This is a genomic window from Micromonospora sp. II, from assembly GCF_001709195.1.
Taxonomy (GTDB): domain Bacteria; phylum Actinomycetota; class Actinomycetes; order Mycobacteriales; family Micromonosporaceae; genus Micromonospora; species Micromonospora chalcea.
In genome coordinates this window covers 319972-333791 of record NZ_LYXF01000035.1, presented here as the reverse complement: position 1 = coordinate 333791, position 13820 = coordinate 319972, and the positions used below count along the sequence as shown (strand labels likewise).

Sequence of the window (13820 nt, the reverse complement as noted above, 5' to 3'; positions counted from 1 at the left end):
ACCAGAACGATCCCACACAGGTCACGAGGGCCTGTCGTGACTTTCTCCGGTGAGCTGTCCGCCGGCATCGGTCGACGGACCGTCAGGACTGGACGCGTTCCGCCTCCTGCACGAACGTGTCGCTCCGCCTGGCCCCCATCCGGTCCAGTTCATCCAGCACCGCCGCCACCCCGTCCGCACCCACCAGCACCGTGACCCGCAGCCGGGCGGCGAGGGGCTGGTCCTGCCAGTAACCACGCGGCAGCAGGCTCGCCTGCGGTGTCGTCGTCGCCACGGCGGCGTCGCTGACGATCACCGAGATCGCGCCGGCGGCAAGCAGGGCGTCGCGCAGGTCGGCGCTGTTCGCCGCCGGATCCGGTTCCAGCAGCGCGGTGACCACCCGTACCCGCTGGCCTGGTGGCACTGCTGGTTCGCCGGCCGGCGCCGCCGCGGCACGGCGGCGGGGCGCGCCCGGCGCGGTCAGGCTGGTGACCCCGCCCAGGTGGTAGGCGTCGGCGCCCTGTTGCGCCTGGTCCAGGCGTTCCTGATCGGCCGGCGGCACACGCAGGCCGATGAGTGCCTGCACCCCGGCGGCGATCAGCCAGGTCAGGACGAACGAGAACGCGACCACGCTCACCACGCCGACGAGCTGGCGCCACAGCAGGCCGCCCCCGCCGCCGAGGAACAGCCCGTCCGCGCCGAGCGGGTTGACCCCGCGGTTGCCGAACAGGCCGAGCAGGAGCGTGCCGAGCATGCCGCCGACGAAGTGCACGGCGAGCACGTCGAGCGCGTCGTCGAGGCGCAGCAGGTACTTCAGCTTCAGCGCGAAGTGGCAGACCAGGCCGGCCAGCGCGCCGATCGCGACGGCCGAGGCCGCGTTGACGTACCCGGCGGTCGGGGTGACAGTGGCCAGGCCCGCGACCGCGCCGGAGACCGCGCCCACGACGGTGCTGTGTCCGTCGGTGACGCGCTCCAGCGCCAGCCAGACGAGCATCGCCGCGGCGGCGGCCAGGTGCGTGTTGAGGACGGCCTGCGCGGCCAGGCCGTTGGCCTGGAGGCCGTCGCCGCCGTTGAAGCCGAACCAGCCGAACCAGAGGATGCCGGCGCCGACGATGGTCAGCGGGATCGAGTTGGGTGGCGCGGCGGTGTGCGGCCAGTTCCGGCGGCGGCCGACGACGAGCAGGACGGCGAGGACGGCGGCGCCGGCGCTGGCGTGCACGACGAGACCGCCGGCCCAGTCCTGGGTGCCGAACTTCGCCAGCCATCCGCCGGGATGCCAGAGCCAGTGCGCGATCGGCGCGTAGACCACCACCGACCAGACCGCGAGGAACAGCACCCAGCCGCCGAAACGCAGCCGGCCCGCGGTGGCGCCGGTGACGAGCGCCGGCGTGATCACCGCGAACATCATCTGGAACAGTACGAACGCCAGCGTCGGGATGGTGATCCGGCCGTCGACCACGTGCAGGTTGGGCGCGGGCGGCACCTTGAGGTCGGCGAGCCCGAACAGTTCCAGGTTGCCGAACAGTCCGCTGCCGGCGTCGTCGCCGAAGGCGATGGTGTAGCCGACGAGCACCCAGGTCAGGCTGACCACGCCCAGCGCGATCATGTTCTGCTGCAACATCGCCAGGACGTTGCGGGTGCGGACCATGCCGCCGTAGAACGCGGCGAGCCCCGGTGTCATGAACAGGACCAAGCCGGCGCAGACGAGCACCCAGGCGGTGTCACCCGCGTTCGGAGCGGACACGGTTTCCCTCCTTCTCTCGCAGGTGGACGGAGTCGCGGACGGTGTGCATCACGGTGTCCCTGACCCGTTCGTGGTTGGGCACCGGCGCGAAGTGCCGGTCCGGCAGCAGCAACAGCCAGGTGGCGATGTTGAACGGCCCGGTGAGCACCGGGATGCCGAGCGGGGTGAGCATGGTGGTCAGCGCCATCTGCACGAACAGCGTCAGCGCGATACCGAACAGCGTGTAGACGGTGACCAGCGCGCCGGGGCGGTGCGCCACAGCGCCCACCACGATCGCGGTCAGCACCGCGTTGAAGGCGAACAGCCCCTTGTCCAGGGACGCGCCGTCGGCGCCGAACCAGAGCGCCAGCAGTGTCGCGCCGACAGCGCCGATCACCGCGAACAGCGCCGACCACCGGGAGTTGATCAGCAGGGCGACGAGGATGAGCAGGCCGGTGACCCAGCTCTCGATCAGGTAGACCTGGGACACGCCCTTGAAGAAGACCGGGATGAGGCCCCAGTCGAACGTGCCGCCGGTCAGGGATCCCTCACCGGGGAACTTCGGCGTCAGCTTGGTGAGCACCGTGAACCTGTCGAACTGGTACGCCGCCATCAGCAGGAACCAGGTCGTGAGCACGAACGGGAACGTGTAGGCGGTCAGGTTCCAGCGTTTGAACACGGCGTTGAGGGCGAGCGTGACCACCACCGTGCCGATCGCGCCGAGCACGAGGTAGAGCCACATCAGCGGGCGCTGGTCGAGGAACGTGGGCACCGCGAGGCCGGTCAGCAGCGGGCTGAAGCCGAACAGGCCCTTGCGCCAGCTGGACATGTCGACCCGCAGCGCCAGCGCGGTCGCCGTGCCCACGACCAGGCCGAGCACGCCGCCGCCGAACACCCGGGGCGTCCCGTTCTCGAACGCGCCCCAGGCCAGCGCGATCAGGATGAGCAGGCCGCTGAGCGGATTGTTCTGGAGCACCACCTGCGCGGCGCCGCGCAGGCTCGCGTCGACGAATCCGACCGCCGGGTTCCGGTCGGCCAGCCGGTGCCAGCCACGTCCGATGTCGGCCATGCCGCTGTTCTCCTCGCCTCAACGCCAGCTGAAGACCGGCGGGAAGGTGCAGCCGGTCACCTCTTCGCGGGCGGCAGTGCAGAACGCGCGTACCGCGGCGCGGACCGGTTCGGTCTCCTGCCCGAGCACCTTGAACACCAGGCCGGCGTCGTTGGGCAGTCGGCTGACAGCGGTGGCCAGCGGTGTCCGCTCGTCCCACACCGGCGTCGCGGTCCGCTCGAAGACCCGGGCCGCCCGGTCCGGGTCGGTGAGCAGCACGACGTTGCCGAAGACGTGGAAGCGGTCCATCATGCCGATCCGCGTCACCGGGAACCGGCCGGGAGTGATGACGAACTTCTCCACGAACAACGGGCGTCCGTCGGGCCGGTGCGCCCGCAGCGTGGTGGAGAACAGGTCGTACGCGAAGATCTCGCCGTCGCGGTAGTACTTGCGGCCGGGTTGGAGCACCTCGGCGTACAGCATTGTCGCGGTCTCCGGGAGCCGGACCACGGTGTCGGAGACGAACCGGCTGCGCCGGAACGGGATCACCGGCTCGGGCAGGAACTCCAGGTAGGCATCCTCGGCCAGGGTGAAGCTCTGGGTCTGGGTGCCGTAGTTGGCGTCCATCTCCTGGATCTTGGTGGCGGCCTGGGTGACCAGGTGCGCCTGCGCGCCCGGCCCCAGGTCGACGTCGATGCTCAGCCGGTCGCCCTGGAGCACGCCGCCGGAGGTGGTGAGGATCATGACGCAGGGCAGGCCCGGCATCTCCTCGTCCCAGTACAGCGCGCGTTGCACCAGCAGCGGCGACTGCCGGAAGACGTCGCGCAGGATGGTCCGGTCCTGGTCCTCGCGCCACTCGAACCCCAGCCGGAGGATGCCCACCTTGCCGTTCGCGGCGGCCGGCAGCTGCGCCGGCTGGTCCTGGTACGGCGCGAGTTCCCGGACCGAGTCCAGAGTGGTCATGCCAGCACTTCGGCGTCGAACAGCGCGTTGCGGCGGACCAGGTCCACCAGGTCGTCGATGCCCTCGCCGGTCTTGCAGTTGGTGAACACGAACGGCTTGCCGCCGCGCATCAGCTCGGCGTCGCGGGCCATCACGTCCAGGTCGGCGTCGACGTACGGGGCCAGGTCGGTCTTGTTGATCACGAGGATGTCGGACTTGGAGATGCCCGGACCGTTCTTGCGCGGGATCTTGTCGCCGGCCGCCACGTCGATCACGTAGATGAAGTAGTCGACGAGCGCGGGGCTGAACGTGAGCGTGAGGTTGTCGCCGCCGCTCTCGATGAGCACGACGTCGCTGTCCGGGAACCGCGCCTCCATGTCCTCCACCGCGGCGAGGTTCATGCTGGGGTCCTCGCGGACGGCGGTGTGCGGGCAGGCGCCGGTCTCCACGCCGACGATGCGCTCCTCCACCAGTACGCCGGTCAGGGCGCGGCGGACGTGCTTGGCGTCCTCGGTGGTGACCACGTCGTTGGTGATGACCAGGATGCGCAGGCCCTGCTCGACCAGGCGGGGCACGACGGCCTCGATGATGGCCGTCTTGCCGCTGCCCACCGGGCCGCCGACGCCGATCCGACTCGCTGATTTCATTTTCGAAGAAGCCCTTCAGGTGGGTGAGCGCTCAGCTCATGAACATGCGTACGTGTGCGTGCTGGTGCGCGCCGGCCAGCACGTCGAGGTGCGGCGCGAAGCTCTGCATGTCGTCCAGCCCGGCGGTGCGCACCTCCTCGTAGTCCTCGCCGACCCGCTCGTTCACCGCGAAGAGGATCGACTGGGTGTCGAGGTGGTCCACCCGCATCAGCCGGACCGCCGCGCCGAGCACCATGGAGGCCGCGCCGTACTGGTGGGCGGCGAACGCGTCCGCCTCGCCCACGCCGAGTTCGGCGAAGAGCACGCCGAGCGCGACCGGGTAGGTGACCGGGACGCCGCCGCCGCTCTCCGCGACGCGCTTGCGCAGCAGGGACTCCCCCACCACCCGTTCGGCGGCCTCGGCCAGCTTGCGCCCCATGCGGACGGTCATCGTCCGCGTCTCCTCGTTGATCTTGCGCAGGTGTACGGCCTCGTCGGCCGCCCGGATCCGGTCCAGGTCACCGGCACGCGCGGCGCGGTGCGCCACGAGCAGCGCCACCCCGTCACCGGTGGCGGCGGCACGGGTGACCGTCCGCACGAACTCCTGCAACGTGGTCCGGTCGTGCACCGCGCCGTGCTCGACCGCCGTCTCCAGCCCGTTGGAGAAGGAGAACGCGCCGACCGGGAAGACCGAGTCGCCGAACTGGAGCAGCTTCAGGGCCTCGGGCACCGTGGACACCCCGGCCCTCAGTTCAGGTCGGCTGGCAGGTGCGTGTGCGGGGTCGAGTCGGCCCCGCCGAACAGCCGCCGCGACTCGTGCGGGGCCAGGTACGCGATGATCTCGGTGCCGGGGATGAACTCGTGGGTGAGGCCGGTGAACGCGTGTGTCCGCATCACCGAGTCCATGACCTTGCGGTCCACAGTCAGCGGGACGTACATCTTGGTGCCCTTCACCACCGCCGGCCAGTGCTGGTTGCCGATCGCGTGGCCGAGTTCGACGGCGGAACGGATCACCATGTCCAGCGACTCGCCGTGCAGCGTGTCGAGGTGCACGACCATCACCTCGCCGAGCGCGATCCGGGCCACCACAGCGGTCGCCGTGGCGTCGTCCCAGGCGAGCACGTCGCCGTCGCGCAGCCGTACGCCGCGGGCCAGGGACAGCGCCAGCTCGGTGCCGAGGCTCGTGGTCCGGCGCAGCCGGCTCTTCTGGGCGTCCCACTGGTCGAGGACCAGGTCGTCGACCTTGGCCTCCCGGAGCCGCTCGGTCCAGGCCGGCTCGTTCACGTTGCCGAGTACCGTTTCGACGAGCATGTGTTCTCCTTTCACGCGACCCCGCCGCCGGCCCGGCCGGGGGCGGGTGCCGCGCCGGGTCAGCTGAAGAAGTAGAGCTGGCTGAGGGGAAGGTTCTTGGCCGCCGGCACCGTGGCGTGCACGCCGTCCATCTTCACGGCGAAGGTCTCCGGGTCGACCTCGAGCTTCGGCGTACGGTCGTTGCGCACCATGTCGCGCTTGGTCAGATTGCGGCAGCCGTAGACCGGCATGACCTGCCGTTGCAGGCCGAGCTGTTCGGCCACACCGGACTCGTGCGCGGCCCGGGACACGAACGTCACGCAGTTCTTGGCGAGCTGGGAGCCGGTGGCGCCGAACATGGGCCGGTAGTAGACCGGCTGCGGGGTGGGCAGCGAGGCGTTCGGGTCGCCCATGATCGACCAGGCGATCATGCCGCCTTTGAGCACCATCTTCGGCTTCGTGCCGAAGAACGCGGGCTCCCAGAGCACCAGGTCGGCGAGCTTGCCCGGGCTGACCGAGCCGATGACGTGCGAGACGCCCTGGGTGATCGCCGGGTTGATGGTCATCTTGGCGACGTAGCGCAGGACGCGGAAGTTGTCGTTGGCGTCGGAGTCCTCGGCCAGCTTGCCGCGGGCGTTCTTCATCTGCCCGGCGAGCTGGACGGTGCGCAGCCAGGTCTCCCCCACCCGGCCCATGGCCTGCGAGTCGCTCTGCATCATCGAGATGACGCCCTCGTCGAGGAGCACGTCCTCGGCGGCGATGGTCTCGGTGCGGATCCGGCTCTCCACGAAGGCGACGTCCGAGGGCACCTTCGGGTTGAAGTTGTGGCAGACCATGATCATGTCGTACAGCTCGGACTGGCTGTTGATGCCGTACGGCACTGTGGGCGTGGTCGACGCGGGCAGGACGTTCATCTGGCCGGCGACCTTGATGATGTCCGGCGCGTGCCCGCCGCCCGCGCCCTCGGTGTGGAACGTGTGGATGGTCCGGCCCTCGAAGGCGGCGATGCTGTCCTCGATGTAGCCGCTCTCGTTGAGCGTGTCGGTGTGGATGCTGATCTGGACGTCGTACTCGTCGGCGACGGCCAGGCAGGACCGGATCACCGCGGGCGGCGCGCCCCAGTCCTCGTGGATCTTGAAGCTGGGCACCCCGGCCATGATCTGCTCGACCAGTGGCGCCCGGCCGCTGCTGTTGCCCTTGCCCAGCAGGCCGATGTTGATCGGCAGGTTCTCGAAGGCCCGCATCATGTTGTGGATGTTCCACGGGCCGGGCGTGATGGTGACGCCGTTGGTGCTGTCGCTGGGCCCGGTGCCGCCGCCCCAGAGGGTGGTGACGCCGTTGCTGAGCGCGGCGTACACCTGCTGCGGAGTGACCAGGTGTACGTGCGCGTCGATGCCGCCGGCGGTCAGGATCAGGTGCTCACCGGAGATCGCGTCGGTGCCCGGCCCGGTCACCAGGCCCGGGGTCACCCCGTCCATGATGTTGGGGTTGCCGGCCTTGCCGATCCCGGCGATCCTGCCGTCCTTGATCCCCACGTCCGCCTTGACCACGCCGAGCAGCGCGTCGACGATTGTCACGTTGGTGATCACCAGATCCACCACGCCCTCGGCGCTGGTGGCCTGGCTGGCACTGCCCATGCCGTCGCGCAGGGTCTTGCCACCGCCGTACATCACCTCGTCACCGAGGACCCGCAGGTCCTTCTCGATCTCGATGTAGAGGTCGGTGTCACCCAGCCGGATCTGGTCGCCCGTGGTCGGGCCGTACATTCCGGCGTATTCCTGCCGTGAGATCTGACTCATGCGTTATCGCTCCAGCTCTGGCGCGTCTGAGAGTGGCGGGCTACTTGCCCTTGCCCTTGCCTTGGTCCTGACCCTTGCCCTGGTCCTGGTCCTGCGACGTGGTCTTGAAGCCGCGCGTCTGGGCCTGGTGGAGCGCCTCGGCCCGGTCCGGCCGGTATCCGGGGATCGGCCCGTCGCCGGTCCAGCCCTGGACCAGTCCGTTGAAGCCGTACACCCGCTGGGAGCCGCCGTACGGGATCAGTTGCACTGTCTTGCGGTCGCCGGGCTCGAACCGGATCGAGGTCGTGGCCGGGATGTTCAGCCGCTTGCCGAACGCCGCCGGGCGGTCGAACTCCAGGAAACGGTTGGCCTCGAAGAAGTGGAAGTGGGAGCCGACCTGGATGGGCCGGTCACCGGTGTTGTGCACGACCACCTCGGTCACCGGCCGCCCGGCGTTGAGTTCCAGAGGTTGGTCGCTGAGCTTGTAGCCGCCGATGGGCCGAAGGTGCTTGGAGTTCGGTCCCGGGTGTTGCTTCGCCATGTCGCCCCCGCTCTGCCGGAGACCGTGGCCTCCGGTCGCTGCTCTACTGGATGGGTGAGTGGACGGTGATCAGCCGTGACCCGTCGGTGAAGACCGCCTCGACCTGGAGCATCGGGATCATGTCCGCCACGCCGGGGATCACGTCGTCGGCCGTGAGCACGTGGCTGGCGTCGTTCATGACCTCCTCGACGGTCTTCCCCTCGCGCGCGCCTTCGAGCGCCGCGGCGCAGATCACCGCCACGGCCTCGGGGTGGTTGAGCTTGACCCCGCGCGCCCTGCGGGCGTTTGCGACCATCGCCAACGAGTGGATCGTCAGCTTGTCGAATTCCTTCGGCGTGAGATGCACTTCGCGATCCCTTCGTCCGCACGCTTTGTACGGTTTCAGCTATTACGTCACGGTAAGAGCGGTTTGGTGCAGCCGCAGCCGTTCAGGGAGATTTCAGGAACCGGCGTGCGCCCGCCGCCGCCGGTCGTAGTCGGCGGCGAACAGCGCGAACACGCCCGAGCGACCGAGCGCGTCGAGCAGGCTCAGGAAGAACTGCGTGATCAGGTACCCGGCGCCCCAGGGGCCGGCCGCGCGTCCGGTCGCCGCGTTGCGAAGCGCCCTAAACCCTACATATGCGACATATAGTAGGTTCGCCGCGGTGGCCCGACAGCGAAACTGCCGGGGCTGCTCCTGCACACGAACGGGGGACGGGTGAACCGGTCGGCGCCGTACGACCCCGCGGACTCCTACCGCGAGTTCCGGCGCCCGCTCGCGGCGCTGGTGCTCGCCGTCGTCACCGCCGGCGCGCTGGACTCCTTCGCGTTCCTGCGATACGGCGCGTTCGTCGCCAACCAGTCCGGAAACGCCATCTTCCTCGGCATGGGGCCCGCCGGCGGGCACTCCACGTGGCCGGTCTCCGCGGCCTCGATCGTCGCGTTCGCCACCGCCGCCGGGCTGGTCAGCCTGCTCCGCGGCCGCACCGGGCCGACGTCGGCGCCGCTGGTGGACATCGCGGTCACCGAGGCCGCCATGATCGTCTGGGCGGCGCTCAACCTGGCGCTCGCGTACGGCCGGGACGGCACGGCGTCCCGGGTTCTGCTCGCCGCCGCCGGCGCGGCCGCCATGGGCAGCCTGACCACGCTGGCGAGCCGTACCACGGGGATCGCCACGCCGATCACCTACCAGTCGGGCACCACGACCAAGACCGGTGAGCGGGCCGCCCGCTGGCTGCTCGGCCCCGCCGCCGGCCGGGCCCGGGCCCGGCGGGGCACCCTGCTCGGGCTGCTCGCCCTGGTCAGTTACAGCGTCGGTGGCGCGGTCGGCACGCTCGCCCAGCACCGGCCCCGCTGGGTGCCACTGTGGGGGACGCTCGCCCTGGCCGTGCTGATCCTGCTGCTCCGGCGGCATCCGCGGCCGGCGTCGCGTCGCGGCTGAGCGTCAGTCCGCCTGGGCGGCGAGTTCCCGGGCCCGGTCCCGGGCCGCCTCCAGCGCCGCCAGCATGGCCGCGCGTACGCCGTGGTTCTCCAGCTCGCGGACCGCGGAGATGGTGGTGCCGGCCGGCGAGGTGACCGCCTCGCGCAGCTTCACCGGGTGCTCGCCGGAGTCGCGCAGCATCACCGCCGAACCGATCGCGGTCTGCACGATCAGCTCGTGCGCCACCTGGCGCGGCAGGCCGAGCAGGATCCCCGCGTCGATCATCGCCTCGACCAGCAGGTAGAAGTAGGCCGGACCGGAGCCGGAGAGCGCGGTGACCGCGTCCTGCTGCGACTCGGGCACCCGGACGGTCGAGCCGAGCGGGGAGAACATCTCCTCCGCCAGGGCCAGGTGCTCACCGGTGGCGTACGCGCCCGCCGAGATGGCGCTCATCGCCTGGTCGACGAGCGCCGGGGTGTTGGTCATCACCCGGACCACAGGGGTGCCCTCTGGCAGCCGTCGGTTGAAGAACGCCGTCGGCAGGCCGGCGCAGAGCGAGATGACCAGCTTGTCCGCCGGCACCTTCGGGCCGATCTCGTCCAGCAGCGCGGCGGCGTCCTGCGGCTTGACCGACACCGCGAGCACCTCGGCCTCGGTCACCGCGGTGAGGTTGTCCACCACACGTACGCCGTAGCGGTCGGCCAGCTCCTTCGCCCGGGCCGGGCGGCGCGCGGTGGCGAGCAGCCGCTCCACCGGCCAGCCGGAGCGCAGCAGCCCGGACAGCATCAGCTCACCGATCTTGCCGGCGCCGATCACCGCGACCGTGTGCACCTCGCGTGCCATCAGCCGTACCCCTTCCCGGGTCACGTGGGCGTGGCGTGGCGGGCCGGATCACCGGCCCGCCACGCCGTGCGCCGTCGATCAGCTGCCGAAGAAGACCTCGGCCTCGGCGTACCGCTCCAGCGGCACGGTCTTCAGCTCGCGGGTGGCGTCGGCCAGCGGGACCCGGACGATGTCAGTGCTCTGCATCGCGACCATCTTGCCCCAGTCGCCCTCGTTCGCGGCGTCGATCGCGTGGAGGCCGAGCCGGGTGGCGAGCACCCGGTCGAACGCGGTCGGCGTGCCGCCGCGCTGGATGTGGCCGAGCACCACGGTGCGGGCCTCCTTGCCGGTCTTCGCCTCCAGCTGCTCGGCGAGCCACTGGCCGATGCCGCCCAGGCGGACGTGGCCGAACGCGTCCAGCTCCTGGTTGTGCAGCACCATCTGGCCGTCCAGCGGCTGGGCGCCCTCGGCGACCACGACGATCGGGGCGTACTGGTGCTGGAAGCGCTTCTCGACGTAGCCGGCGACCTGCTCGACGTCGAACTGCCGCTCCGGCAGCAGGATCACGTTGGCGCCACCGGCGAGGCCGGCGTGCAGCGCGATCCAGCCGGCGTGCCGGCCCATGACCTCGACCACGAGCGTGCGGTGGTGGCTCTCCGCGGTGGTGTGCAGCCGGTCGATCGCCTCCATCGCGATGTTCACCGCGGTGTCGAAGCCGAACGTGTAGTCGGTGGCGCCCAGGTCGTTGTCGATCGTCTTCGGCACGCCGATGACGTGGACGCCCAGCTCGTGCAGCTTGGTGGCGACGCCGAGCGTGTCCTCGCCGCCGATCGCGATCAGCGCGTCCACGCCCTGGGCGGCCAGGTTCTCCTTGATCCGCTCCACGCCGTTCTCGATCTTGAACGGGTTGGTGCGGGACGAGCCGAGGATGGTGCCGCCGCGGGGCAGGATGCCGCGCACCTCGGGGATGCCCAGCGGCTTGGTCAGGCCCTCGAGCGGGCCCTTCCAGCCGTCCCGGAAGCCCACGAACTCGTGACCGTAGGTGGCGACGCCCTTGCGGACCACCGCCCGAATCACCGCGTTGAGACCTGGGCAGTCGCCGCCGCCGGTGAGCACGCCGATACGCATGATCTGCTCATCCTCCTGGAGCATCAGGTGAAGCCCGGATAAGCCCCAGGATATGTGTCAGATCAGACCATCGGCGCCGTTGCCGGCCCGGGGCGGGCCGTCAGTGCGCACTGTAGTCGCCACAGGTGTACGCCGACACCGCACCCCGGGCCGTTCCGGACGACGGACGGCCCTACCCGTCAGTAGCTGACCTCGTGGTTCTCCCCCGCCTTCGGCGGCTTGCCGGTCACCGCCGCCCTGGCGAACCCGAGCAGGTTCACCACTGTGCTGCCGGGCGAGTCCCAGTACTCCGCCGAGCCGGCGTGCACCTTGATCAACGTGATCCCCGGCGTGTCCAGACCGTCCGGGAACCACACCTTGAGCAGCGGGTTCCACAGCTCCTTCGCCCGCTCGGGGTCCCACTCCTCGGTGGCGGTGCCGGCCACCGACACCCAGGCGTGGTGCCGCTGGTCGGAGAAACCGACGTTGACCTGGGGGTTGACCCGGATCTGCCGGATCTTGGCGGAGTCGGCGTACGCGAAGAACCACAGGTCCCCGTCGAACTCCGCCTCCTGCAGCCCCATCGGCCGGCTGACCAGCCGCCCGTCCACGCCGGTGGTGGTGAGCAGGCAGATCCGGGCGTCCCGGATCAGCTCGGTGACCCGGCGGCGGGCGTCCGCTGCGGTGGTCGGCTCGTTGCTCATGGGCACTCCTGTCTCAGATCGGCGTGATGCCGCTGCGGTGCCCGGGCCGGAACGGGTCAAACCTCCCGCGCGGTCATCGCCCGCCACCGAGCCAGGTTGTGCCGGGCGTCGACGAGCGCGTCGTGCCGGTCCGCCTCGGCGTCCGGCAGCCGGGGACGCCCCCGGTCGTCCCAGAGCTGACGCAGCTCCTTGGTGAACCGGGGGATCTCCCGGGGCAGCGCCGGCATCGCGCCCCAGAGCTGGGCCAGCACGACGTGGTCGTACGCGGCGTACCAGGCCCACAGCTCCAGCTGCTCGCCCGGCCGGTCCCGCACCGGCTCCAGCAGGAAGTCGTGCAGCTCGTCACGGATGCGCGCGCGCGAGCGCCAGGCCCGGTCGGCCGGCGAGGGGAGCTTGTCCAGCACGTTGCGTCGCACCCAGGGCACCGCCCGGGAGTCGTCGAACTCGGTGGAGACCGCGTAGAACTCGCGGCCGTACTCGTCGACGACGCCGATCGACACCAGGTCGACGATCCGGCCGTCCTCGATGAATTCGCAGTCGTAGAAATAGCGGTAGACCATCGCCCTCATCCTCGCCCATCACCGCCGGGGACCGCCCGCCGGGGCGTCCGCCGAGGTCGGCGGCGTGCCGGACACGGCCGGGCCATGGTCACGGAAGTGTCTCCGGGGGTGTACAGCACGCGACGGGACCGTCATGATCTGATGTGTACCGCCGTCGGGCGCCGAACCGGTTGAGCTGCCTTCGTACCGGGACTGACAGCTTCACCCGGTGTGCGAGTCGTGACTTCTGACCGGGGAGGGGTTGAGCCGTGGAGTCTCGCCTGCCGGAGCCGGGTGACGCGCTCACGGGCGTGGAGATGTTCGCCGGGCTCGAGCCGGAGGTGCGGCAGCGGGTCATCGCCGCGGCCGTACCGCGCACCTACCGCAAGGGGCAGCTGCTCTTCGTCGAGAACGACCCCGGCGAGTCGCTGATCGTCCTGCGCCGCGGCGCGGTCGCGGTGTTCCGTACCGCGCCGACCGGCGAGCGCGCGGTGCTGTCGGTGATCCGACCCCCGGACGTGCTCGGCGAGGTGTCCCTGTTGGACGCCTCCACCCGGTCCGCCTCGGCCGAGGCGATCGAGGACTGCGCCGCGCTGGCGCTGTCCCGGCCCGCCTTCATGGAGCTGGTGCACTCCAACCCGCGCATCCTGGACGCGGTGATGCGCTCGCTCGGCCAGCTGATCCGCCGGCTCACCGAGCAGAACGCCGACCACGTCTTCCTCGACCTGCCCGGCCGGGTGGCCAAGACGCTGGTCCGGCTGGCCGGCGAGAGCCAGGCCCCGATGATCACCATCGAGCTGAACCAGAGCCAGCTCGCCGAGATGGCCGGCGGCTCGCGGCAGAGCGTCAACCAGGCCATCGGCTCGTTCGCCAGCCGGGGCTGGCTGCGTACCGAAGGGCGCCGCATCGTGGTCACCGACGTGGCCGCGCTGCGCCGCCGGGCCGGCATGAACGACCGCTGAGCGACGACGACGCGGGGGCCGGCGGTCGTCCCGCCGGCCCCCGCGTCGTCGTGGTCGGACCGTCAGTCCTTGTCGCTGTCGGCCGGGGGCGCGCTCGGGCCCGGGCCGATCTTCGAGGGGTCGGTCTTCTTCGGCGGGGTCGTCGTGGTGGTCGTGGTCTCGGTCGATCCGCTACCCGCGGGCTGCTCCACCATTCCTTTTTCCTCCAGTTCGGCGAGGGTTACGGCGTCCACGTCGACCGTGTCGCCGACGGCCCACACCGTCCCCCGTGGATCGGTCCATGAGGCGGACAGCCGGACGTGCACGGCAATCTCCCTGTCGACGGGACTTCCTGCTAGGGGAGACTAGACCCGGCCGAAC

16 protein-coding genes and 1 pseudogene are annotated in these 13820 nt (G+C 70.6%); 2 read left to right on the top strand and 15 right to left on the bottom strand.

From position 1 onward, the window contains the following. Positions 1-82: 82 nt before the first annotated feature. The 10 genes and pseudogenes from A8711_RS19460 to A8711_RS19415 all read right to left on the bottom strand — a co-directional run bounded on the left by A8711_RS19460 (position 83) and on the right by A8711_RS19415 (position 8609). Entirely contained in the window at positions 83-1723 is a 1641-nt protein-coding gene (locus A8711_RS19460; RefSeq protein WP_069089008.1) for an ammonium transporter, read from the bottom strand. Then, positions 1701-2771: an urea transporter gene (gene yut / locus A8711_RS19455; RefSeq protein ID WP_051611418.1), complete on the bottom strand. Its 1071-nt coding sequence runs from the start codon at positions 2769-2771 to the stop codon at positions 1701-1703. Before yut ends, A8711_RS19460 begins: the two co-directional genes overlap by 23 nt. Positions 2772-2789: 18 nt before the next feature. Next, on the bottom strand, positions 2790-3713 hold the full coding sequence (locus tag A8711_RS19450; RefSeq protein ID WP_043329422.1) for an urease accessory protein UreD: 924 nt from the start codon (positions 3711-3713) through the stop codon (positions 2790-2792). Beyond that, positions 3710-4339, bottom strand: coding sequence for an urease accessory protein UreG (gene ureG, locus A8711_RS19445; protein ID WP_013287653.1), 630 nt, complete (start codon positions 4337-4339; stop codon positions 3710-3712). Before ureG ends, A8711_RS19450 begins: the two co-directional genes overlap by 4 nt. Before the next feature lie 31 nt (positions 4340-4370). Next, positions 4371-5048, bottom strand: coding sequence for an urease accessory protein UreF (locus A8711_RS19440; protein WP_233607755.1), 678 nt, complete (start codon positions 5046-5048; stop codon positions 4371-4373). A 17-nt stretch (positions 5049-5065) separates the two neighbouring features. Further along, positions 5066-5629 (bottom strand): urease accessory protein UreE, encoded by a 564-nt coding sequence (ureE, locus tag A8711_RS19435; protein ID WP_013475749.1) that lies wholly within the window; start codon positions 5627-5629, stop codon positions 5066-5068. A gap of 59 nt (positions 5630-5688) precedes the next feature. Next, positions 5689-7407 (bottom strand): urease subunit alpha, encoded by a 1719-nt coding sequence (locus A8711_RS19430; RefSeq protein WP_043329421.1) that lies wholly within the window; start codon positions 7405-7407, stop codon positions 5689-5691. A gap of 184 nt (positions 7408-7591) precedes the next feature. Further along, a pseudogene (locus tag A8711_RS19425) lies at positions 7592-7927 on the bottom strand (urease subunit beta); the annotation flags it as partial. Between the two features lie 43 nt (positions 7928-7970). Further along, positions 7971-8273 (bottom strand): urease subunit gamma, encoded by a 303-nt coding sequence (locus tag A8711_RS19420; protein WP_064445193.1) that lies wholly within the window; start codon positions 8271-8273, stop codon positions 7971-7973. 93 nt (positions 8274-8366) lie between these two features. Then, a complete protein-coding gene (locus A8711_RS19415; protein ID WP_069089006.1) occupies positions 8367-8609 on the bottom strand; it encodes a hypothetical protein in 243 nt (80 codons plus the stop codon). 15 nt (positions 8610-8624) lie between these two features. Between A8711_RS19415 and A8711_RS19410 the strand changes: the two genes are divergently transcribed. After that, on the top strand, positions 8625-9347 hold the full coding sequence (locus A8711_RS19410) for a YoaK family protein (RefSeq protein WP_223201362.1): 723 nt from the start codon (positions 8625-8627) through the stop codon (positions 9345-9347). A gap of 3 nt (positions 9348-9350) precedes the next feature. Here the strand turns inward: A8711_RS19410 and proC are convergent, their stop codons facing one another. From proC to A8711_RS19390, 4 genes are all read right to left on the bottom strand, one after another. Further along, positions 9351-10169, bottom strand: a complete 819-nt coding sequence (proC, locus tag A8711_RS19405; RefSeq protein WP_043331082.1) for a pyrroline-5-carboxylate reductase — start codon at positions 10167-10169, stop codon at positions 9351-9353. Between the two features lie 78 nt (positions 10170-10247). Then, positions 10248-11276 carry a 6-phosphofructokinase gene (locus A8711_RS19400; protein ID WP_043331080.1) on the bottom strand — a complete coding sequence of 343 codons (1029 nt, stop codon included), beginning with the start codon at positions 11274-11276 and terminating at the stop codon, positions 10248-10250. Positions 11277-11455: 179 nt separating this feature from the next. After that, positions 11456-11959 (bottom strand): pyridoxamine 5'-phosphate oxidase family protein, encoded by a 504-nt coding sequence (locus A8711_RS19395; protein ID WP_069089004.1) that lies wholly within the window; start codon positions 11957-11959, stop codon positions 11456-11458. Positions 11960-12015: 56 nt separating this feature from the next. Further along, the gene (locus tag A8711_RS19390; RefSeq protein ID WP_069089003.1) at positions 12016-12519 is read right to left on the bottom strand and encodes a polyadenylate-specific 3'-exoribonuclease AS; all 504 of its coding nucleotides are present in this window, start codon (positions 12517-12519) and stop codon (positions 12016-12018) included. A 248-nt stretch (positions 12520-12767) separates the two neighbouring features. Here A8711_RS19390 and A8711_RS19385 point away from each other — a divergent pair, with 248 nt between their 5' ends. Further along, positions 12768-13460: a Crp/Fnr family transcriptional regulator gene (locus A8711_RS19385; RefSeq protein ID WP_013287664.1), complete on the top strand. Its 693-nt coding sequence runs from the start codon at positions 12768-12770 to the stop codon at positions 13458-13460. A 62-nt stretch (positions 13461-13522) separates the two neighbouring features. Here A8711_RS19385 and A8711_RS19380 read toward each other — a convergent pair whose 3' ends face one another. Then, positions 13523-13765, bottom strand: coding sequence for a hypothetical protein (locus tag A8711_RS19380; protein ID WP_043329413.1), 243 nt, complete (start codon positions 13763-13765; stop codon positions 13523-13525). Positions 13766-13820 lie beyond the last annotated feature (55 nt).

Excerpts from the sequence above, each read along its gene's own strand:
- proC (WP_043331082.1), bottom strand. The coding sequence starts at position 10,169 with ATGGCACGCGAGGTGCACACGGTCGCGGTGATCGGCGCCGGCAAGATC.
- yut (WP_051611418.1), bottom strand. The coding sequence starts at position 2,771 with ATGGCCGACATCGGACGTGGCTGGCACCGGCTGGCCGACCGGAACCCG.
- ureG (WP_013287653.1), bottom strand. The coding sequence starts at position 4,339 with ATGAAATCAGCGAGTCGGATCGGCGTCGGCGGCCCGGTGGGCAGCGGC.
- A8711_RS19430 (WP_043329421.1), bottom strand. The coding sequence starts at position 7,407 with ATGAGTCAGATCTCACGGCAGGAATACGCCGGAATGTACGGCCCGACC.
- A8711_RS19400 (WP_043331080.1), bottom strand. The coding sequence starts at position 11,276 with ATGCGTATCGGCGTGCTCACCGGCGGCGGCGACTGCCCAGGTCTCAAC.
- A8711_RS19390 (WP_069089003.1), bottom strand. The coding sequence starts at position 12,519 with ATGGTCTACCGCTATTTCTACGACTGCGAATTCATCGAGGACGGCCGG.
- ureE (WP_013475749.1), bottom strand. The coding sequence starts at position 5,629 with ATGCTCGTCGAAACGGTACTCGGCAACGTGAACGAGCCGGCCTGGACC.
- A8711_RS19395 (WP_069089004.1), bottom strand. The coding sequence starts at position 11,959 with ATGAGCAACGAGCCGACCACCGCAGCGGACGCCCGCCGCCGGGTCACC.
- A8711_RS19450 (WP_043329422.1), bottom strand. The coding sequence starts at position 3,713 with ATGACCACTCTGGACTCGGTCCGGGAACTCGCGCCGTACCAGGACCAG.